Source organism: Stenotrophomonas sp. 86428_Sma, assembly GCF_056481585.1.
Genome location: NZ_CM151156.1, coordinates 1,421,929 through 1,443,328 on the forward strand (window position 1 = coordinate 1,421,929; position 21,400 = coordinate 1,443,328).

A 21,400-nucleotide genomic window follows, 5' to 3' on the forward strand; every position below is an offset into this window, starting at 1 on the left:
GAGATGGGCTAATTCGGCCTTTCGACCTTCCCAAAAATATAGGAGATATAAAAATATGCGTAAAATTTTAATTGGTGCCGCCATGTTAGTGTCAATGGCATTAGCTGGTTCTGCTAGCGCCGCCACTCTCAATGATCAGCTGCAGTTATCGCTTGATGTTGAATCATCTTGCATCTTTAGCTTGACCGAACAGTCGCTAACAGGCCGAATTGATAATCAGGGCGGAAGCTTTGTCTTAACCTCGCCCGAGGGCTATATCAACGTCGAATGTAACCAGGGCGCAGCCTATACGATTGAAGCAGGTGTCGCGTCGGGTGGATTTGTCGAGCTCACAGGCGATACAACGGGTGAAAAGGTTCCCGCCTATCTGTTTACTGCTGACCCATACAATGGAGGCACGCCCTGGTCCACTGTTGCAAATGGTGAGGCCTTGAGCGGAGTGGCAACAGGCGGCTTAGATGAGCATTCCTTCCGATTCCTTCCCAACACTGACGCAACGGGCCGTAGAAGCTTAAACATCCCAAAGCCTGATATTTACCGCGCCAACGTGGAAATCACCTTCAACTACTGATGCGTATGTTTGATGGTAATAAGGGCCCCAATAGGGGCCCTTTCTTATTTGCAAATGTCATATGTAGGGTTATTGACTCTTGTTGGATTCATGCTAAATATGATGTATAGCAAGTAAAAGATGCTACTAAACGTAAAAATAGGGAGGATTAAATGACAAGACCAATTAAAGCATTTTTCAATGTCGCAATCCTGGTGACAGGTATGGCCTTGGCAAATCACTTCATTCCAGTTGCCCAGGTAACAATGGAAAGCATGTCTCACTCAATCAGCGAAATAACAGGGAAATGAGGAATTCATCATGAGCGCTTTCAATCTCGCAATCTTCATCGCCGTCTATCTCACCCAGCTGACCTTGCTGTTCCTGTTTGCCCGCTTCTGCTATCGCAAGGCTGGCTTCAGTAGGACCCACGCTGGTAGCCCTGCTGGTGCATTCTTCTTCGCCATTGGCGGGCTGATCGCACTTGTGGCAATGGTGGCGACCACTGTTCTAGCTTTCATCTCTGGAAGCATGCTGCTGGCAGTGGGCTAATTTAAAAACAATTTTAAGCACGGGGGTGCAAACAGTAGGAGTAAATTATGAAAGATCTAACCACTTTGGTGTATGTGTTTGATGATGCGCTGTCCGAGAGCCACTTGGACGACTACACGCAAGCAGTGATGTTGAGGAGTATGTGGCAAATGGCTGGTAGGGGCTTGCTCACTCTTAGGAGTGTGGAATCTTTAGCTGATCGCCGCGAACGGATCCAGCAACAAGCAGTGATGTTGAGGAGTATGTGGCATATGGCTGGTAGGGGCTTGCTCACTCTTGGGAGTGTGGAATCTTTAGCTGATCGCCGCGAACGGATCCAGCAACGATGGGATGCTCGACTTCTTCAGCGTTTGAACCAACATACAGCGCCAGCTAAAGGCTCGCCCAGGCGTCCTGGGAGGCTTTGATAGTTCCCTGTAAGGGGTAAGTAAAATAATTCAAGGCACGGGGGTGCAACCAACAATCAAAATAGGAGAAATAAACCATGTCAATGAAAAAATTAGCTGAGAGATGGGTGGGCAAGAGTTTGATTGAACCGATTTCTATGCCGCCAGCCAATTTGGAAAGGCCAAAAACTAAGGAGGAGATTGAAGCTGCGGCTCTTGCTGAGCACGAGAGCTTAAAGTCAAAGGGGCAAATTACGTTCTATCCTTACGACAGGGGTCAGTGCTACAACAAGGGCAGTAGGGCAATTATGGCTTTTGTGAATCTTCCTGGATCCTGCGCTCACTATATCTTTGTGGAAGACGTGGGCAGGTGGGAGTTTGTTCAATTCCCCCACATGAGCACAGAAAAGCGTTGCGCTGAGCGGTCGGGCTACAGAAACGTTGAAGAGTTGCGTGCCGATCTCTTCCCATTCTTCAGTAGTTACATTATTAAAAATGACTTATTTGGATTCGCGCCAATGCTCGGGTCTTTTGTGCTTGACCGCATGGGGACTCTTCCAGCGCAATTAGATAAAAACCTAATCAATCTTATGATAGGGAGAGGGTAATGTCTTCCAGGGAGGAATATCGCTTAACGACCGTGCCGCTTGAGGGGGGCGGCTACCAGATGAAGGTATCGGGGGGACGCAGGGAACGGATCCAACAGCGTTGGGATGCTCGGCTTCTTCAGCGCTTGAACCAACATACAGCCCCAGCTAAAGGCTCGCCTAGGGGTCCTGGGAGGCTCTGATGGATGAGGATGACCTACCACAATACATATGGGATCCAGGGGCTTCCCGCGTCGTCTATGAAGACGATAGAAAGCGGACCAAGGAGCGGGCAGAATGGATCCAGAGACGCTGGGATGAGCGCAAAGAAAGACGCGAGCTAGAGAAGAACACCGGCCCCGCAATGGGGCGGAGAACGCCGCCAGGGCGGTTGTGATGGAAAGAAACCCTTACGAAAGAGCCGCATCGACCCACAACCCTTGGGTCGGTATCGGATGGCTTTGCGTAGCGATCACGCTTGCAGTGATGTGGTTCAAATAGACTCTTGCGCAAAACAAGAATTGCCTTTAACTGGATGTATAGCAATCAATCCAGGGGAGGACATATGTTTGAAGGCATCCTAGTCGCGTCATATCACGTGTTAGCGGGCATCAGCATGGCTTGGCTTCTTGTAAAGCTATATCCAAGTGTTCTTGAAGCCGGAAATCGCTATGTCTTGATAGGAGCATCACTCGCCGTAGCGGTGATCTATTTTGCAAGCCGTGATGTGTTCAACGTGCTCTCTGCTTTTGCTGTATGTGCATTCGCACTCTGCCTCGCTAAACACGTTGTTATGAGTGTAGGGACCATGCCAGGACGCCCACCATTGGCCTTTGCCTGCGGCCTTGCAACAGTGTTTGTCGGGAGCTCAGCAGCGTTCAATCTCATCAGCGAGGTCCAGCATGTCGCGTCGATCTGACCCGGAACGTGCGCTTTCAAGCCAGGTTCCACCCATCCGTGTTGAGCGTTGGTTTCTCATAGAGCTCAAGAGAGTGGCGGATCTTAGGGGGCTAACTGTCTCTCAATACGTGCGGCAGATGCTGCGTGAGAGTGTTCTTGCGGATCAGATTGAAGAAGAGAAGCAAAAGCTTTAAAGCAAAATCAGGTTTTGAATAAATCCAAAAAAGAAAGCCCCCGAGAGGGGGCCTTTTTTTTACATTAAGCACGTTAGCTCACATACCAAGTTTTTTCATCAAGGCTTCTTTTGTGCGGGGCTTTGGAATTGAATTCAGTGAATCAACAATTTCATTGTAAGCCTTGATGCTCTTTGCCGCATCCATACGCTCAACCTTGTTGCTTAGGCCAAGGTGGCGACGAACTGCATCCAAAAAACCAGCCCCTTCAAATCCGCCGCCTCCCAGCTTTTCAAGTTCTCTATCAACGAGCGTTGAGTTGGTGATGCGATGTGTATCAGAGAAGTCAGACGCATCAACACGTTTAAAGTCTGGCATAAAACAGTCCTTGTTTGAGTTGGGCCTGCATTATTGCTCTTTTATGTAAATAAATCAATAGGCGGAAAGTGTTGATAAATATCATGCGGAAATACTTGACAATTAATGCCTCGGGGTTAATTTGAATTTATGGATAGCTTATTTGCTACCCACAAACAACCAACCAGGAGAAAAATATGAAAAATTTACAAGATAAAGTATTGAATTTAACCGAAAGGATGGACGACCCGGCGCGTGATGTTTTTGAATACGTGTGGAATAATAAGGATGCAATTATGGGGCGGTTGGTCGAGACGGGGGGCTTGGATGCTGTAAAAGGTGATAATGACTGGTATGTCAGTTACGCCGACACGGTTGAGGCTGGGCTGATTTCAGCAATCATAGATCAACATAAGAATATTGAAGACTACGAGGATATGGAAGGGTCATTCAAGGATGTGGAAATAGGAGTCAATGTAATTGAGTTCGATTCAGGTAAGCTTGGATATGACGTTGAAATTGGGTATGGAGCGGATTACACCGAGGCAACTGTTGGTGACTTGCGGGAGTTGAAGAATTGGTATGAAGAGGATTGGATCGTCGTTCGCGATTATGACGACAGTTTTATTGATAAAGCGCAAATCCGGGGGAGAGAGGAGGAAGGCGAAAATTATAGAGATGAGTTCCCTGGCGTGTCGGCAAAGCTACAGCCTGGCGAGTATGATGAAATCATGGGAAGGGAACGTAAGCTAATTAGCCAGGTGCCAAAAAGCTCTGATGATGAGAGCCTCGCTTTGAAGGAAAACAATCAAAAGCGCAGTTCACTTCGGATGGATTGACAATTGATTTGTGATCTAAGGGCCCTCTTTATTGGGGCCCTTTTTGTTGTTCGGTATAAATTAATCTAAATAAATTAAATGATTTGCGTGTTACAGGCTTGACAATTCCCTGTGCTGGGCTAATTTTAATATATGGATAGGTGACTTCCTATCCACTTAAGCTGACCAAACAAAAACAGGAGAATTTTATGGCATTTGAATTATTCTTAATTATCGGCGGGGCTGCACTTATCCTAGTGGCAAACCTTGCGCGGCTACATCAGCGCTGCTCTGATGAAAAATACGCAGAGGATCGAGATGAATTCATTCTTGACGCTCAAGCCTTTGCCGCTAAGTCAAAGCAAATCATCGGCAAGCAGTGAGGGGCTTATGAATACATCTGAACATATGTTGTATGGTGCCATTGTTTTAGTGTTTGTTTGCATTGTGGCTTTCCTTGCTGCCGGAGCATTAAAGGGGGTCGATCAACAGATGGCGCTAGTAAATCAAATGTCAGTAGCAAGCCAAACCATCCCGGAGCTGCAGAAGCTGGATGCTTTAGATGCTGAAAGGCGTAATCAGGCAGAGCTGTTGGCTCAGCGATAATGTGCAGTCAAACAATAGCAGGCCCCCATCAATTGGGGGCTTTTTTATTGCTTAAAATAAATTGCTGGCAATCTATTGACAAGTGTCGCTGTTCTGTTTGCATGTATTTAAAGGTATACAAACAAATACCTTTTTACTAAATCAAACAGGAGAAAAACATGCGTGTAAATTCAATTTCAGGCTCATTTGATCACTCTGGCCTACTTGCGGCTTTTCGGAAATCCGAAAAAGGTTCGTCTAAATCATTTGATCCGTCAATTTGTCTTGCGACAAAGGCAAAGCGTAGAGCCCGCTTAGAGCGTCAGGCGATGCGGCAAGCAAAGCACGATGAGATGCAAGCTAGAGCTGAAGCTCGGGCTCGCAAGCAGCAAGATCGATGGGGCTTTTAATTACGGCTCTTTGACTATCATTCAATAATACAGGAGAACAACATGACAACAAATATGCTTTTACAGACGACTGAGAGCCTTATTTCTGCAATTCAAGCAGAGGACGTAGAGGCATTCAGGACACTTGTCCAGGGCATCACAACCGCTGGCTTGGCGGCTGGGGCGTATCCAGGATTGTGGCTCAATGGTCAGCTCCCAGGGTCTGGGATCACAGCACTACATGTTGCGGCAAGGCTCTATTCAATTAATTACAAAGATCCTGTGCGATCTGCGAAATTCAATGAAATGGTCGAAATTCTTTTGACAAATGGGGCGAGTCCAGCGCTTGCAATGGGCAAGACGTATCGAAAGGGAACACTGGGTCCAAACCGGATTATCGTCACTGATGATCCCGGTAAAACTGTAGCTGAGGTCTGCGATAAAAGGTTGCCTCCTTCCCTCGCAGCTTGGTTCGCTGCGCTCAAGTGTGATGTTCGTATAAGTCGTGATCACAATATATTTGCAACAAGAGTGGAAAGTGCAAGCCTCGAAAGGCCTAGGAGGCACAACGATGAAGTTGAACGAACCTCATACATAATTGCGGCACGATGAGCAACATGACAGTCAAAGCCCCGCACCTGCGGGGCTTTTCCATTTAAGACTTGCGCAAATAAAGACTTATGCTAATTCTGGATTGTTAGTTACCTATCCAGATATAAGGAGTCTTTCATGAGAATTTGTGTTTTCAATGCTAAAGGAGGTGTCGGCAGAACCACGACTACGCTAAACCTCGCCGGTTTCTTCGCTCAAGATCCAGCGCTGCGCGTGCTTGTGTCCGACTGTGACCCACAAGGCTCCGCCTTAGCCTGGGCCGCTTTGGCAGACGAGACGCCTTTCACTGTCGGCAGGAGCCGCAGCAGAGGATTTGATGTAGAGATCCTGGACTTGCCTCCTAAGATCCCAGATAACGAACACCTCCCAGAAGCCGATATCTATCTAGTTCCCACGCTCCTGGATGGCGTGTCATTCGTAGTATTTCTACGGACCATTGCTCTGCTACAGAAGCACCAGAAGCCATACTTGGTCATCGCGAATAGGTTCAACCCGCTGCGCGCTGAGCACAGAGAACGGTTATCCAGCCCCGCTATGCGCGATGCGTTTGTCATGAGGGAGAGGGCGGCTTTCGCCGCCTACTATGCCGAGGGCCGGACCGTATTTGACATGAGCGGTCGTCACATTGGCGGTGCTAGAAGCGAAATAGAGTCCATTGCTCTGGCTGTCCAGGACAGGCTGAAATTATCGAAGGTGGCCGCATGACAATCCACTTGAAGAAGACCGGCTCACGAGCTGGGACACGTGACTTGAGCGTGGTTGCCCAACAAGTCCACGCTCCGCGTCAGCCTCGCATCAAGCAGCAAGAGCTCACAAGCATTGAAGAAGCACAGAGCAGACTTCAGACCGCTGATGACAGCCTCCTGCTTGCAGCTGGGGATCAGCCAGGGCGGTCTACATTCTTTGATCTTGATGACTCCAACGCGCCGCGTTCAAAGGCAGGCAGGAAGGTCCATCTAGTTCTAGAGAGAGGTGCGGCGCTGCCTGACTACCGAACTCGACAGGGGAAGCGCAATCACAGGAGTATGGTTACGCTGCCGCCAATGCTGAGGCAGAGCATTCAAGAAATTTTTGGTGCCGCTGACGGCGAGGACTTCCCTTTCACGACAGCGCTCATTGCCCTGGCAGACTATGGCGCGATGGCCCTCAAGAGAGATGACAAGATGCTCGTTGTGAGTCCTGCAGAAGATCCGCAAGCTGAAGAGCGAAAGCAAGTTAGAACGCTGATCCGGCGCGTAGGCTTGAAGCAATGATGAAGGCCCCTTGCGGGGCCTCTTCATGTCACCACTGCTTGATCGCATCAAATAGGTCTAGGACGTGGAACTCCATCTCTAGTAGCTCTAGTGCTGTCGCCGGGTGCGCGTTTCCCCTGACCACACTCTCTTTGTAAGCCTCAATGTCATCGCGCGCAGTGCGCCACAGGCGCTCTCTCTCTTGTTCAACACGTTTGCGATACGCCTGCCTTTCACTGATCGCAGAAGGCTTGGTGGAAAGCTTGCGTGGAGGAGAGGGTGCGGCAATGGCCGTGCGCCGTGCGCTCAGGTGTTTGAGGTCATCAGGGAGACGATCACGCAAGCGTGCGAGCGAGTAGGCCAGCGTCCCTTTTGTGCGTGAGTTGTTGCCGCTGAGGCGGGGCCTGCGGCGCACGAGGTCATCAATGCTATGAAAGCTGTAGCGCCACCAGTGCTGCCAGTTGTGCGGGTCTACAAGGACAGCATCATCAAGAGATAGCGGGTCAACCAGTGCTCCATTCTCGATCAGTGCCCACACAGCATCAAGGAACATCGTCTCCGCCAGTTCCATCACGACGACGCCATTGGTGCTCACTACTGGCTGAGCATGGAAGCCGAAGCGAAGTATCGCGGCAGCTTCGCCATGGGCTTGCTCTTCGCCGCTGCTCACAGCCCAGCCTACATAGCCACGCTCAGCACTGTGATGAGCGAAGAGCTTCACACGCGGTTGTTGCCACCTTTGCCGCAAGCAGACGAGAACCTGAGCCTTGCTCGCACCGGCTCTTGTAGCAGTCAGATGGTTGCGGGCAACAGTGAGCACAGCGTCTCTCTGTAGAAGCACAGAGGCCCTGGACTCCTCAGTTCCTCGCCTGAGGAACGAGTCCCAGGACAGCACGTCACGGTTGCTTCGCGCCTTCGCACAGCTCAGGCAAGTGACGATCCGGTTCACATCAACAGCCTGCCCGCCGAGCGCTGGTGCGAGCAAGAACGAGTTGACCAGGCGCACGCCCGCAGCATTCCCATCAGCTAGACAGAAGCGGCAGGCGCGGCCCTCATCCATGTTGACAAGCCTGCGCTTCCATGGGGCAGTTTGAACGTTCGAAGGAGCGGCGGCTTTCAAAATACTTTCAGCTACTACCGATGAAAGCGATGTTGCGAAGGTCATAGAAGCACCACCTGCTTTCCCTGAAGACCGCGTTTTCCATTGAGCGCTGAATGGCAAACAAAAAAACTACAAGCGCCCCATGATGATTTTAGAAAGCCATCATCAAGGGTGAGGGCGTAAGCAATGGCATGGCACATTTTGTTTTCCTCCTAAGCTATCAACTGAGTTACACATTCATTGATAGCAGGGGTTCCCATGTGCGCAAGAGGATGGCTTTTAGTTTTTCTTGGGGCCACCGGAGGTTGTCGTTTGGTTTGCCTGTGTTCTTGTCTGATGGATCATCGACAAGAGCAAACTAATAATACACTTCTCGCACTGAAGTGTTTCTGAAAAGCGGCCCCTCAAGGGGCCCTTTTTATTTCCAAAGCTATTGGAATCTAAAGCTTTGCCACGGGTGCACATCAAAGGCCCTTGCTTGGCGTTGCCACTCCTTAATTCCCTTTGATGCCAACGTTTTCCCGAAGGCCTTGCGCAATTCGGAATCTGGGCTATTGATTGTAATAGGGTAAATGGAGGATTTAATACATGAGAGCTATAAAAATTTACATGCAGCCCAAAGACTACTCCCGCGTCACGACTGAGTTGACAGCGAAGGGGGAGTCATTCTCTGAGTTTGCGAGAGAGGCTGTTTTAGAAAAGTTCGATAGAGAGAAGTTGTTGGATCAAATGATGCTGGCGAGGAAAGGGCTTGATGAACTGCTTACTGAGATAAGGCAGGAGACAGCCCGCTCAAGAAGGGACCTCGCAGCGCAAGCCAATAATCATCTGGAGTTGCAGAGGAGTGAAGCTTCAACATCTCTAGCGAGGAATGAAGAGTTCCTGCAGCTTCTCGTAAAGGAGCTTTCTAAATTGTTTGATGGCAGTAAAGCGGCAGCTACGAGTTCTGGGCGCAACATGCCCCAAGGGCCTGGCACTGGATTCTATCCGGGCGATGGAAAACAAATTTAACTACCACTGGAGGAAAAAATGAAACTATACAAAGCAACACTACTTGGCCTTTCAATTTCTTTGTCACTGACCTGCATTGCTAATGCTGGAATCAAGGATTGGATGAGGGATAAGAAGGAACGGCTCACGGGGCAGCACACAACAGAACAAGTTGGCTCGCCAACTGATCTGCCCCCTGTAGAGGTTCACGAACAGAAGCAGCGGAGGGTAGATGGCAAGAGACTCACAGCTGACGCAGCGAAAGGCTGTGCGGCTGGAGCAGTGATGAGCTTGCTTTCAGGTGGCCTAGATCTGCGCGCATGTGCCGCAGCAGCAGTAGGAGCCGGAGTTCAATCAGTTCAGCAGCAGCTTGCCCAGGCAAGACAGGTTGAAGAGGCTGCCAGGAGAGCGGGCATGAAAGCTAAGGTCGAAACGGAACACCACACAGACAGATCGGGAAGGCAGCAGGAGGCAATGAAGTCAATTGAAATCGAATACGAAGCATCTGATCTTTTAGTGATGGACGCTAAGACAGTAGAGACAATGGAAAAGCTCTCAAACCTCTTCAAGGGGTCAAAGGGTCAGCTTGATATTCGCATCGAAGGAACCAACCCGGCCTGTCTTTCGCTTCTTGGTGAGCTTGATAAGCGGGGAGCTCTTGATAGGCATCTGGTAGACAACCAGTGCGGACGTAGCACCTCGCACAAGCTCGTGATCACTTCACTGACAAAGGGAGGTAGGTGATGAGCGACCTTCAACGTGAAAGAGAACTGCGTAGGCTGGAAGCGAGTTTCGGATTGGATAATAACGTGGAGGGTGAGTCCTCCCCTGCGTCGAAACGTATCATCCCAGAACCCGTGATGGAGCAAGTTGAGCCAGTAGCGAAGAAGGTCGCTGAAGCAAGTCAGCGAATAATTAAACAGACAACAGCTGTAGCTGATGAAGCTGTCAAACGATTGCCAAACATAAATCTGAATAAGGCTCGTAAGAAAAGTCCATATATATGCGTGGGAGCCGCATTGCTTGTTTGTGCTGGAGTGCTTGCCCTGAAATTCAAGGGTGATGAAAAGGCCGCAGCCGCGCCTGCTGTCGCTATGGCGCCATCTCAGGGCCTATATATTCCCCCGGCTATTAATCAAGTGCCAGCATTGCCAGGGCAAGTCCAGGAAGAGGAGAGGAAGCCCGTTGATCATTTAGAGGAAGCAATCCCCCAGGACCTTCCTTTGATAGAAGAAGCTGCGCACCTTGAAACTGTGCAACCTCCTGTCAGTTCAATGGATGAGGATAAAAGTAGCGTTCAAAACGCTGTTCCTGCTCAAACAATTGCCCCGGCACCTGCTGCTGCGCCTCAAGTTAGATCGGCGCGAAATAATAATAATGAAGCTAAGGTTGACCGACAGCCTGCTGTAGTTGCCGCGCCTCGCGTTATTCAACGGCATCAACCACCCCCGGCAACAGAGGCGGAAATTAAAGCTGAAGTTGATAGGGTGAAAGCGGGGAAGCCATGGCAAAGCAGGATTGATCAGATAAAAGAGTTGGATCTTTAATTGCTGGGCTTGCGTAGTTCCAATTCTCTGCTATTTCTGGATAGGTAAAACACTTACCAGAAAAATTGGAGGATTAAAATGTCAGTTTTAGATAAAGCGCTTTCACTAATTTTCACTCAATACAAAAGCGACTTCCGGCCACGTTTCGGGAGTCGCTTTTCTGCATTTTGGGGAACCTTGTTGCTGGGCCCTGTTGAAGCAAAGGGACTAGAAGATGTTCACCCAGATCTGCGGTCAAGCTACTACCACTTGGTCATTGATCGTCGTCCTCCCAGAACCGAGCTTGGTCTGAAGCAATGGGAAGAGGGGAGCAGGCTCGTGGCTCCTACTCGCTATGCAGAAGAGCGCTATGCGGGAAAAGCTCAATTCATCGCAACGGCTCTCATCACGTTCGCGCTTTGCCTAACCGCAGCTGGAGTGATCGCTTTGAAAGGAAATAAGGCCGATGGGATGCGAGTGATGGCTTCAAATGGCGGGCAGGTTGCACCCACAGCGCAAAGCTGTGAAGCGCTAGCGAGAAGCTTGATGGACGGAACTGCAGACAAGAAAAATCCAGCAACAATGTCGCTGGCTAAATCATGCCAGTCAAAATACTAATAGGAGGAATAAATGAGTTTACTTTACAAATTGCTTGATAGAACCGAACTGCTCTTATCAAAAAAAGAAAAGAAGGAATCACTGTTGATAGCAGAAGCTGCGCCCCTTGAACCTGTGCAACCTCCTGTCAGTTCAGTGGATGAGGATAAAGGGAGCGTTCAAAACATTGTTCCTTCTCACTCTCACGCCCGCATGCTTGAAGAGGCTTACAAGGTGGCGGATCTAATCACGGGCCGACATGACGTGCCTGATCGCATTCCCTCAAATCAGCTGGTTGTTGAGCCAGAACGCGAGGAACTTGTTAAACGTATGGGGGCTGAGCTAATTGACGGGATCTGGACAGTCCCTGAAGGAATGGACATACAGAAATTCAGTCAGTTTTGGCCGCTCATACCTGCGGACTTGCGCGATAAGGCAGCTCGTAATACTACGACAAAAAATGGTGATCCAATTGAGGGGTATTTGCGCCCTGATGACATTGTAAGGGGAGGGGATTCGACAGCTACCCCCCTAATGTATGGAGCGTTGCCCGTAATTGGGGCCTTGGCTTACCTTGTCTCACTAGTTAGCCCTCTACTCTCATTGCTAGTGATGCTTCTGGCCACCCCATTCCTCATCACCATTGCCCAGGGTGAGGGAATAATTGATTCTGTTAAGAGCTTCTTTGTCTTGCTTGTGGGGCCCGCTGCATTGGCAGCTATGGCAGCAAACGGGGCGCGTCAGCTTGAGAGCTTGAATCTCCTGGGATCTATCAGAGCAGGTGGAATTCAGTCAGTAGTAACTGCGTCTTTGAGTCTCGCCACCCTCTCCGCAATCGTGATGGGAGTCGCGTTTGTTTTGATGCTTGCATCTAATATGCTGGACTCAAAATATAAAGCGTCAGTTATAGGCGGGTTCTGGGCACGTGTTCGCTATAGCGCCAAGCTTGCCCTTGTGTTCACGCTTGTCATGGTTCTTTCCGTGGCAATTCTGCCCACATCTATGTTGCCTTTCGCATTTTTCTTCATGGCAAGTATGTATCCCATGATTCATACTGAGAGCAATTACAACTCAAGAGCTAAGGAACTAGAGGCGCTTGGCATTACATTCAAGTTGGGTCGAATGGGCAAGCTGAGCACAGTTCACGTAGAACCACGAATTCTGCAGGCAAAGGAGGCTTACGCTGATAAATCCCCGACTATGGTTTGCGGTTATGCGGAAGGTTGGTTGACAGCTAAACATCACCCCAATGCCCCTGACGAAGGTCAAGAGATGGTTCTTTCAGCAGTCGATGTTTCGTCGCATATCTTAGTTTTCGGAGCTACAGGTGTGGGTAAAACATCATCTACGCTGCGGCCTTGGATCAAGCAGTGGACTGAAAATAAAATGGGTTCTGCCTTTATTGCATGCGCGAAGGGTGCTCTTGCTGGTGAAGTATCGGCTTACATAGATCTAAGGATCGGAACGGGCGTCGATTACGCACCGATGCAGGGTCTTGATGCCCAGGGCGTTTACAACGCACTAAAGGCAATCAAGGTTTCTAACAAAAGATCAAGTTCAGACCCAATTTGGGATAACGGTGCAATGGACTATATAGACAATGTGACCGTCCTTCATGAAGCCCTGCGTGACCATGAGCTTGCGATGCTGGAATATTCATTCACTATTTCGCGTGAAAACGAGGATGCCGCTCTCTATTACGGGCTTGAAGCCATTCGATTAGAGAAAATTGGTGCTGACGCGAGCGAGGCGAGATCAAAGGAAGAGCTTGCTATGGAGCGTTCTAAATACTGGGCTTCAAAAGCACTTACAGAACGTAAGTGGCTGTGGAACATTGATACTCTTTCAAAGATAGTCGTGATGGGTAATCAAGTTCGTGTTGTAGATGGAGTGCCAGTTGCATCTGAGGACATGTTGTTTGCTTTGTCAGAACTAGGTTACGGAGCATCAGATGAGCGTATCCAGAGGATGCCTGAGTCGATACACCCTGAATTAGGAAAGGGCACATTGCTGGATGGAACAATTGCATATTTTACAAATACGTGGCCCAACGCTGGCGAACAACGTTCTTCCTGGATGTCTAACGTAAATGATCGAATTCAGCCGTTGTCCAGAGGCAAATATTTAACTGGGAAAAATGGCGTTCACTGGAAGATGCTTGAGAAGGGGGAGGATGTTAGATCATGCCTCTACTGGAAAAATGTGGGCATTGACTTGCCTGAAACAATTCACGGTCGTGCTGGTTTGGCTATTACCGCCTTTGCGAAGCAATGTGTCTATGATGAAATAAAGAAGCGTGGTGGGATGAAGAAAGCGGATTGGAAAGCCATGGGGCAGTCGCGTGTTGCATTCTTCTATGATGAAGCCCAGGGCGTTGTAGGTGATGCTGAGTTGCAGTTAATCGACATTTCAAGGTCGCTTGAAGCTGCTTTCATTTGTGCCACTCAGTCATATGAGAGTTTTGTGGATAGGTTTAATGACGAAAACACTGCTCGTAAGTTTGCAAACACATTCCAGTCGTTCTTCTGCATGGAGGCATCAAGCGGGACGTATGAATATGTGAAGACAAGGCTTGGTAAGGCGGATTTGATCACCTTCAAGCAGCGCTCAAACGGAATTGATTACTCGGGCGCTTTAAAGAACTATGCGCTTAGTCCGTTGAATGATCCTGATCATCCAAACCGCGCAGGCATGGAAAGCCTGTTGAAGCGTGGCTTTGGAAAGCTAATTGTTCGCGCTCCTACAGCTCCGATGCAATACGTGGGTGGAAAGTGGGTAGGAAACAAGACTCGACAGCTTGATGAGAACTCAATGCTCACCGATATAACTGTTCCAGTGGGTGGAGTCCTGGAAACTGTTGATGTGTTTGAAGATCAAGAGTTCAATTCATTGCTAACGAGGGGTAAGGCGATTGTTTCATTGCGTCGCGCTGGCGGTAAAAGAATTGACCTTGTGAAACTTCAGTATGTAGGGCCAGATGAGCTGCGCAAGGATAACGTGGCCTGATCGACAGAGGAGGTGGTCTGCCCCTCCTCTTGCGTAAATTTAATTGTAGGTAATCATAGAATCATAGAATTTAATTTCAACAATCGGAGGGAATATGAATGATGAGGTAAAGCACGGCAATAAACTATTTAAAGCTCAGGCAGCTTTTCAGGATGTGCGTAAGGAGCGTGATGAACATCTAAAGTCAGATCGGCCGAGTGCGTTCATGAAAGAAGAATACAAGGCCTGGACTGAGAAGAGCTCAGAGCTTAGTGCTTCAGTTGAACGTGCTAAAGAAAAATTCTTTGGCGAAATTAACCGGGCGAGCCCTGAAGATATCGAAAAGCTTCAGGGGCAGATGAAGGAGACCATGGAAGTTCAGAACTCACAGCGCAAAAGCTTTAGTCAGTTGTTGTCAGCTCGCAGAGAGCAAGAGGGCGACAGCCTTCCCTTTCAATTGAGTGAAGTGGAAGACGAATGGAAGAATAGGAATGAAAACAGGGCGCGTATAAGAACCTCCCACGGAAGAGAAGACTATGCTGCTACAGCGCAAAGCGAAAGTGATTACTGGAAAGCACATCAGAAAAAAGAAGATGCTTACATGCAGGCACACCTGGGCAGTGGTCAGCCCACACTGGGGCAGGTTGAGGATTGGCATAGAGAACAACATAGGCAAAAGGATGTTCCACAAGTTAAGCTTAAGCAGCAAATACAGTGAGAACTAAAAGCCCCGCATTTGTGGGGCTTTTTTTACGTCCACTACCTTGACCAAATCTAGTTCTCTGATTTTATGGATGTATGGGTAGGTAAGTATCTATCCCTTTATCTTTTAAAAATTGGAGGACACGACATGATCAAAGAAAGATATCTAAGAGTATTGGCTGCCGCATTGATGGCGATGCCATTTGCTTCTTTTTCCAGCACAATCACTATCAATGATCCCTTTTACAATCAGATGGCTTCCCAAGATCTTGTGAATGCCATTTTCCAGAAGTCGGAGGATCTTGCACTTGTAAATATTGCTCCTGAAATTGATCGAGGTGTGGCAAAGCGTGCGCTAGACGCTATGACTTGCGCCACGGAAGACGGTCAGCAGATTGACAAGTTGCTTGTTGTGGATATGAGCATGCCAGCACGCAGCAAACGGCTTTGGGCTTTTGATGTGAGTGACCTGGACAATCCCGTGTTAATCACGAGGGACTACGTTGCCCACGGGTCAGGCTCTGACGTATCAGCAAAGGGTAGGGCGGCTAAATTCTCTAATATCCCAGATTCCAATATGACGAGTCTTGGGCTATACCGCATAGCTGAAAAATACCAGGGCAAAAATGGGTGGAGTAGGCGGCTGGACGGTCTATTTGCAAAGTTCAACAGCAAGGCGAGAGACCGTGCGGTTGTATTGCACCCATCTAACTACGTTCGTGACGATTATGTTGGCAGGAGTCAAGGTTGCCCTGCTGTCAATCAGAGAACCATGGACAAGCTGGAAGAGGCGGGTCTGAGCAACGCCTATCTATACATCGATGGCCAGGATGATGAGCTACAGACACTTGTTAGCGCTTGCGCTGAAAAAAGGCGTGCTCGATTACTTGCTGAGGCTACACGTCGCTTTGAAGAAAGCTTTGGGCTGTTCGCGACAAGCCTTATTTTTAATGAGCCATCAGCCTCTTCTAGCTTTTTAAGCTGGGCCCTGCCTGAGAGTGAATTTATACCCGCGCCTATCATCAACACGGAGGGCGCATGCCTAATTGACAGATCCCGGCATGGCCTTAGGTTGTCTGCATGAAGACAAATAATTACAAGCAAATACGTTCCGTTCTTATGCAGTCCAAAGTTTCCCCCGAGACTGAGGCGGCAGTCAGAGGTTATGCCTTAAAGAATGGATACACAATTTCAGCGGCAATTAGCTTCATTTTGTCAAGCTGGGCGTCAGCTCAGAAAAAGAAGAAGTAATTGTGAATGAGAAGGTCTTTGACGCTTTTGGTCGTGTTCCCCCGCATGTAGCTCCTAGTGTTCTTGTCAGGCGCTGGGATCAGGCACTGATTGCCGGTGGAGCTACGTTCCTCGCCACATGGCCATCTCTTCTCTGGATCGGTCTGAAGCTTCCAGGAGCTAATCTAGGGCCATGGACACTACATGCCACAGGTGCGCTCGCTGTGGCATTCAACTGGGCAACGTTGGGTGTCTCAGCCGGTGCTGCAGCTTCTGAATACCTTGAGCAGGTCCATGACACCTTTCAAGTCATTCTGAGGGTAGGGATCCCACTAGCACTCTCCATTGCTTGTGCTTGCTGGTCTTTTGCTAAAGGCCTGACTCCTCGCTCAAACACGTGGCATCTCTCAGGTCCTAGCTTGCTAGACGGCAAAGAAGCATTGCGCGAGGCCAGGGCAAGAAGCCTCAAGAAGAAGCAGATTGAAGCTGACAACTTCCCCCTGGCTCTCCACCCAGCGCTGATCTTGCCCAAGAAACGATGGGCGAGGCATCTGCTGATCGCGGGTAGCGTGGGTAGTGGTAAGACAGTCATCTTGATGGCGTTGATCAGGCAGATGCTTCAACGCAACTTGAAGTGCTTCATCTATGACGTAAAAGGGGACTTCACAGCTAAGGGCGATTTCGGCGTTGGTCATCGCCCCATAATTGTTAGCCCGTTCGATAAGCGGTCATACGTCTGGGATGTTGCACGTGATGTGCGCTCACCTACGCAGGCTGCTGCGTTCGCAGCTAGCCTCATCCCTGAAGAAAGCGGCAACGGCAAGTTCTGGACCATTGCGGCTCAGCAATTGCTCACAGGAGCATTGCGGTCTCTTCAAAATACGAGGGGGACAGAGTGGAACTGGACGGATCTAGCGAATGCCGTGTCCCAGAGCGCTCCTGCAATGTTGTCCATGCTCAAGGAGCATTACGCAAAAGCCGCGCCTTTGATCGCGAACGAGGAGAGCCAATCCACTGCCTCTGTGCTGGCTACGCTGGCGGGATACACGCGGGTCATTGATGACCTTGCACTAGCGTGGCCTACACGCACAGATCGCATGTTCGCTATGACAGATTGGGTCAAGGATGGCTACAGGGGTCGCAAGCAAGTCATCGTCCAGGCTGGCCCAGATCCAAGCCTTACAAAGGCTTACATAGCGGCAATGATCAACGTCGCTGTTCCTTCGATCATTTCAGCCCAGCTCCCTGACAACGAGGAGGGCAGGTTCCTGGGTTTCATCCTTGATGAGCTGCCCAGCATCGGGCGTTTGAACATCGATCAGCTCCTCACCCTGGGGCGTTCAAAGGGCGTGTGTGCAGTTCTCTGCTATCAAGACTTCAGTCAAATGGAAGCTGTGTATTCAAGAGAAGTTGCTAAGACGTTCTCTAGCACAGTCGCAACAAAAATTATTTGTGAAGTCCAGGCCGGAGACACGCGGGACTACCTGGCCTCAACACTGGGTAAGCACAAAGTGGCCTGGAGGACGTATGACGACAACGCAACCGTGCACGAAGAAACAAGAGCCATCGTGTCCTCGCCTGAGCTGACAGATCGATTGGGCTTCAGGAAGGGAAAGGCATACGGGCCTAGTGGGTGGGGCATTCGCGCCATTGTTCAGATGGGCGGTGATCCCTTGTTGCTCAATTTTCCCGGCAACCAGATCGCTAATCAACGTCCAGGACAAGTTCCAGCCCGCTGGACTATTGGGCCTCGATCAGCGCCTAGGGTGGTCAGCACAACCGTTCCAGCAAATGTGGATGGGGAAGGGACGGACATTGGCCTTTCAATTGCTGATGTATTAGCCAGAGAGGCGTCCCGGATATACAAGTCTAAAGACTGATTCGGTTCTTGCCAAAAACGTCATTTGCCTTTTACTGAAGTGGTCGCTTTGCCGCTTCGACAACGGCGCTTTGGGAGATAAAGATGATTTCTATTGCTCGTATCAATGCCCGTGGGCAAAAACAAAATGGCGAGGCAGTGGTTGACTACTTGCTTGCGGTGGAGGAACTGTCGCAAGGAATGAAGAATGCAGCCGAGAGGGCAAATTCACACGCAGCGTCAGATGGTCTTGCATCTTATTACTATGATGAGAATGCAGATGCTGTCCAGCGATGGTCAGGCAGATTGGCTGCTGACTTAGGACTTGAAGGAAAGCCCGTTGACAAGCAGGCGATGTTAAAGCTCGCGGAAGGGTTCCACCCCTACACCGGGGAGCCGCTTTGCAAGAACGCTGGAGAGAAGCCCAGAGAAGTTGAAAAGATTGATCGAAAGACTGGGAAGCCCAAGCTGGATAAGAATGGGAATGTAATTATGAAGTCTGAGGGAGGGCATAGGGTCGGCTTTGACCTAGTCACGACGCCTCCTAAAAGCGTGTCCATCGCATTCGCACTTGGCAATGATGATGAAAAGCTGGAAATACTCCAGGCACATCGGCGAGCAAACGATGTTGCGATGAAATTCCTGGAGAGCAAAATTGAAACTCGCAGGGGGAAGCAGGGTGTAAATGTGATCGGGACCGAAGGTGTGATCATCATGCAAGCGGATCACATGGGAAATCGAAATTTAGATTGTGGCATCCATACTCATAATCTTTGTTTTGGTATTACAAAGGGTGTTGATGGCAAGTATGGAACCTTTGATTCTCAGGAAATATACAGGCATCAAAAAGCTGCCGATCAAGTCTACAAGAGCGAGCTCGCAATGAATTTGCGTGAGCTTAATTATGGAATTGAGCAGCTGCGAGAGGTCGATGCCCTAGGTGAGGAGACAGGGAACGTGTCCTTTGAGATATCAGGTATTAGTCGCGAATTGATTGAGCTTAATTCGTCCCGTCGCACCGAAATTCTAAAATATGAATTAGAGCACGGGGTTGATCGTCAAGCAGCTTGCCTTGCAACCCGGCAACATAAGGATGAACCCGCATTCGATGAACTGCAGGCCATGTGGACTGACACCTTCAACAAGATCAAACAGGAGCGCGCAGAGCTGGTGCCGTCTATACAGCAATTAAAGTCTACCGCTGATAAAAACATGCGAATTGATGAGGATGCTGAAATATTAAAGCGTCTTCATAAAACAGATTCAGTGTTCACTGAGTGCCATCTTATTGAAGCCATTGCAAAGGAGAATATGGGGAAGGTGCGCTTTTCTGATGTGATCGAGAAAGCGGAGGAATTTAAATCTCGCATGCGGCTGGTTGAGATCGCGCCTGAGAAGATTGCTTCTGCCGACGCCGGGGAATCGCTTTCTCGGCGTAATACGGAGGTGAGATATGCCGCAGGCTGGATGGTTGAGTGGGAGAGAGAAATAATCAACGGCGTTATGGCCAGGCAGGATGAGGATCATCAAAAAATTCCTCAAGTCAACGTTGAGGGCGCTATAGCATCATATGAGTCGAGAAAGAAATTCACTGTTACTGACGAGCAGCGCAATAGTGTGATCCACGTGACCTCAAAATCAGGTGGTGTGGCGGTGTTTACAGGTGGCGCGGGCACTGGGAAGACTACTGTCAGTGACATTTACAGTGAAGTGTTCAAAGCGGATGGCCGCAACATGGTGGGCGTTTGCGTATCCAATATGGCTGCTTCAAAGCTAGAAGCTGAAAGCGGGATGCCATGTAAGTCAGTTACCAAAACTCTTTCACTGCTAGACAGAAACTTGATGAAGTTAACTGATAAAGATGTGCTGGTGATTGATGAGGCGGGAATGATAGATGCTGATCAAACCAGGCGTCTCCTTTCATATGCTCAAAAAGGAGGGTCCAAAGTTATTCTCCAGGGCGATGAAATGCAGCTTCAACCAATCGGGGCTGGTTCCGGGATGGCACTAGCAAAGGTGGCTGTAGACGATGTTCAGCTGACTGAAATTAGAAGGCAAAAAAACGCTGAGGATCGCGCAATTGCAGGGCTCTTCTACACAAGAGGAGCTGATGGAAAAATACAGCACAACAAGAAAGGCGAAAAGTCTAGGAGTGAAACAATATTGCATGGCAAGGCCATTTTTGAAGCGCTTGAGACAAGGGGGTGTATTGATGATTACGATACGCGCGATCAATCTATAAGCGCTCTTGTTGATGACTATATGTCTTCTAGTGCAAGCATTGATCAAAGGCTCGTGCTTGGCAGCACTCGGATGGACGTTAAGGAACTAAACGAAAAGATCAGATCAGCTATGGTTTCCGCTGGCCTTGTTGATTCTTCATCGGTCAATGTTTCAATCGTAAACAAGAAGGATAAATACTCTATTGACTTGTCGCCGGGGGATCGAGTTGCTTTTACAAAAAATGATGAGAAGGGCTTGGGAGTCGTCAACGGGGATGCAGGAACTCTGTTGAGTGTTGAAAAAGGCGATTCTGGCGGCTACGACATGATTGTAAGATTGAAGTCCGAAACTCCTGCAAAAGATGGGAAGTTAGTAAAATTCAATACTGATTCATTCAATAATATTCGACACAACTATGCCGTCACTGTGCATGATAGCCAGGGGCAGGGTAAGGAAGATATTTTCCATCTTGCTAATCTAGGTATGATGGATAATCACAGTGCGCTAGTTGCTTTTACTCGGCTTACAAAGGGTAAATATACGATGTATGGCGACACCGAAACTATTGAGCGAATTCATGAGCGCATGGGGATGGAGTGACTGAAGGCAAATGCTACTACTGAGGGTGTTTTAAAGGACGCAAAGCAGATTGATAAAAATCACATTGCTCTTAGTCAGTTGCGGAGTTCTATTGAAGCGTTTAGTGGTTTGGAGGCGAAGAGGGATGGACAAAGGATTGATAATTCTCAGAGGGCAAGAAAGACTATCAACGTGTTTGGGCTTGGTGCTTGAAATCATAAAGCCAAAGTCAGGAGCAAGGACGCTCCCATTGATATCGCCGCTATCAAGGCGGCTAGCTTAAAAAAAGGGAATCTTCTGCGCGGTATCTGCCACGACAACGATACGGCCAAATGCAGTCTCTGCCGCGTTGCTCTCTTCCAGGGATCACATGTAATGCCAGGAGGTTTCGCATAGATCTTCCAACCTGCTTTCGCGGCATTGATCCGCCATGCATATTCGTATTCTGAAGCTTGAGCCTCTGTCGC

At 49.1% G+C, this 21,400-nt stretch carries 21 protein-coding genes; 19 read left to right on the top strand and 2 right to left on the bottom strand.

What is annotated here, in order from left to right; all coding sequences use genetic code 11:
* The first annotated feature begins 55 nt into the window (after nucleotides 1-55).
* The 4 genes from ACZK3J_RS06480 to ACZK3J_RS06495 all read left to right on the top strand — a co-directional run bounded on the left by ACZK3J_RS06480 (nucleotide 56) and on the right by ACZK3J_RS06495 (nucleotide 2,994).
* Entirely contained in the window at nucleotides 56-571 is a 516-nt protein-coding gene (locus ACZK3J_RS06480; RefSeq protein ID WP_478476597.1) for a Csu type fimbrial protein, read from the top strand.
* A gap of 300 nt (nucleotides 572-871) precedes the next feature.
* Complete coding sequence (locus ACZK3J_RS06485; RefSeq protein ID WP_329768700.1) at nucleotides 872-1,102, top strand: hypothetical protein; 231 nt, start codon at nucleotides 872-874, stop codon at nucleotides 1,100-1,102.
* A gap of 484 nt (nucleotides 1,103-1,586) precedes the next feature.
* Nucleotides 1,587-2,096: a hypothetical protein gene (locus ACZK3J_RS06490; protein ID WP_478476598.1), complete on the top strand. Its 510-nt coding sequence runs from the start codon at nucleotides 1,587-1,589 to the stop codon at nucleotides 2,094-2,096.
* A gap of 544 nt (nucleotides 2,097-2,640) precedes the next feature.
* A complete protein-coding gene (locus ACZK3J_RS06495) occupies nucleotides 2,641-2,994 on the top strand; it encodes a hypothetical protein (RefSeq protein WP_478476599.1) in 354 nt (117 codons plus the stop codon).
* 253 nt (nucleotides 2,995-3,247) lie between these two features.
* On the opposite strand, the gene ACZK3J_RS06500 is transcribed toward ACZK3J_RS06495, so the two are convergent.
* A complete protein-coding gene (locus ACZK3J_RS06500) occupies nucleotides 3,248-3,526 on the bottom strand; it encodes a hypothetical protein (RefSeq protein ID WP_165710289.1) in 279 nt (92 codons plus the stop codon).
* 176 nt (nucleotides 3,527-3,702) lie between these two features.
* Between ACZK3J_RS06500 and ACZK3J_RS06505 the strand changes: the two genes are divergently transcribed.
* The 6 genes from ACZK3J_RS06505 to ACZK3J_RS06530 all read left to right on the top strand — a co-directional run bounded on the left by ACZK3J_RS06505 (nucleotide 3,703) and on the right by ACZK3J_RS06530 (nucleotide 7,162).
* A complete protein-coding gene (locus ACZK3J_RS06505) occupies nucleotides 3,703-4,344 on the top strand; it encodes a hypothetical protein (protein ID WP_478476601.1) in 642 nt (213 codons plus the stop codon).
* Between the two features lie 140 nt (nucleotides 4,345-4,484).
* Nucleotides 4,485-4,706, top strand: coding sequence for a hypothetical protein (locus tag ACZK3J_RS06510; RefSeq protein WP_478476603.1), 222 nt, complete (start codon nucleotides 4,485-4,487; stop codon nucleotides 4,704-4,706).
* Between the two features lie 7 nt (nucleotides 4,707-4,713).
* Nucleotides 4,714-4,929, top strand: a complete 216-nt coding sequence (locus tag ACZK3J_RS06515; protein WP_478476605.1) for a hypothetical protein — start codon at nucleotides 4,714-4,716, stop codon at nucleotides 4,927-4,929.
* Between the two features lie 431 nt (nucleotides 4,930-5,360).
* Nucleotides 5,361-5,909, top strand: coding sequence for a hypothetical protein (locus tag ACZK3J_RS06520; protein WP_478476606.1), 549 nt, complete (start codon nucleotides 5,361-5,363; stop codon nucleotides 5,907-5,909).
* A 117-nt stretch (nucleotides 5,910-6,026) separates the two neighbouring features.
* Nucleotides 6,027-6,614: a nucleotide-binding protein gene (locus ACZK3J_RS06525; RefSeq protein WP_478476608.1), complete on the top strand. Its 588-nt coding sequence runs from the start codon at nucleotides 6,027-6,029 to the stop codon at nucleotides 6,612-6,614.
* Nucleotides 6,611-7,162 carry a hypothetical protein gene (locus tag ACZK3J_RS06530; protein WP_478476610.1) on the top strand — a complete coding sequence of 184 codons (552 nt, stop codon included), beginning with the start codon at nucleotides 6,611-6,613 and terminating at the stop codon, nucleotides 7,160-7,162. The genes ACZK3J_RS06525 and ACZK3J_RS06530 overlap by 4 nt, the downstream gene beginning before the upstream one ends.
* Before the next feature lie 28 nt (nucleotides 7,163-7,190).
* Here ACZK3J_RS06530 and ACZK3J_RS06535 read toward each other — a convergent pair whose 3' ends face one another.
* Entirely contained in the window at nucleotides 7,191-8,306 is a 1,116-nt protein-coding gene (locus ACZK3J_RS06535; RefSeq protein WP_478476612.1) for a hypothetical protein, read from the bottom strand.
* 525 nt (nucleotides 8,307-8,831) lie between these two features.
* Here ACZK3J_RS06535 and ACZK3J_RS06540 point away from each other — a divergent pair.
* The 9 genes from ACZK3J_RS06540 (at nucleotide 8,832) to mobF (ending at nucleotide 20,954) form a co-directional block, all read left to right on the top strand.
* Entirely contained in the window at nucleotides 8,832-9,254 is a 423-nt protein-coding gene (locus ACZK3J_RS06540; protein WP_478476614.1) for a hypothetical protein, read from the top strand.
* An 18-nt stretch (nucleotides 9,255-9,272) separates the two neighbouring features.
* Nucleotides 9,273-9,977: a hypothetical protein gene (locus ACZK3J_RS06545; protein WP_478476616.1), complete on the top strand. Its 705-nt coding sequence runs from the start codon at nucleotides 9,273-9,275 to the stop codon at nucleotides 9,975-9,977.
* Nucleotides 9,977-10,780, top strand: coding sequence for a hypothetical protein (locus tag ACZK3J_RS06550; RefSeq protein ID WP_478476618.1), 804 nt, complete (start codon nucleotides 9,977-9,979; stop codon nucleotides 10,778-10,780). The genes ACZK3J_RS06545 and ACZK3J_RS06550 overlap by 1 nt, the downstream gene beginning before the upstream one ends.
* Before the next feature lie 78 nt (nucleotides 10,781-10,858).
* Nucleotides 10,859-11,377 (top strand): hypothetical protein, encoded by a 519-nt coding sequence (locus ACZK3J_RS06555; RefSeq protein WP_478476619.1) that lies wholly within the window; start codon nucleotides 10,859-10,861, stop codon nucleotides 11,375-11,377.
* 12 nt (nucleotides 11,378-11,389) lie between these two features.
* Entirely contained in the window at nucleotides 11,390-14,362 is a 2,973-nt protein-coding gene (locus ACZK3J_RS06560; RefSeq protein ID WP_478476621.1) for a type IV secretory system conjugative DNA transfer family protein, read from the top strand.
* 94 nt (nucleotides 14,363-14,456) lie between these two features.
* The gene (locus tag ACZK3J_RS06565; RefSeq protein ID WP_478476622.1) at nucleotides 14,457-15,059 is read left to right on the top strand and encodes a hypothetical protein; all 603 of its coding nucleotides are present in this window, start codon (nucleotides 14,457-14,459) and stop codon (nucleotides 15,057-15,059) included.
* Between the two features lie 132 nt (nucleotides 15,060-15,191).
* Entirely contained in the window at nucleotides 15,192-16,127 is a 936-nt protein-coding gene (locus ACZK3J_RS06570; protein ID WP_478476624.1) for a murein L,D-transpeptidase catalytic domain family protein, read from the top strand.
* Nucleotides 16,128-16,296: 169 nt separating this feature from the next.
* The gene (locus ACZK3J_RS06575) at nucleotides 16,297-18,153 is read left to right on the top strand and encodes a helicase HerA-like domain-containing protein (protein ID WP_478476625.1); all 1,857 of its coding nucleotides are present in this window, start codon (nucleotides 16,297-16,299) and stop codon (nucleotides 18,151-18,153) included.
* Nucleotides 18,154-18,236: 83 nt separating this feature from the next.
* Nucleotides 18,237-20,954, top strand: a complete 2,718-nt coding sequence (gene mobF / locus ACZK3J_RS06580; RefSeq protein WP_478476627.1) for a MobF family relaxase — start codon at nucleotides 18,237-18,239, stop codon at nucleotides 20,952-20,954.
* Nucleotides 20,955-21,400: the final 446 nt, after the last annotated feature.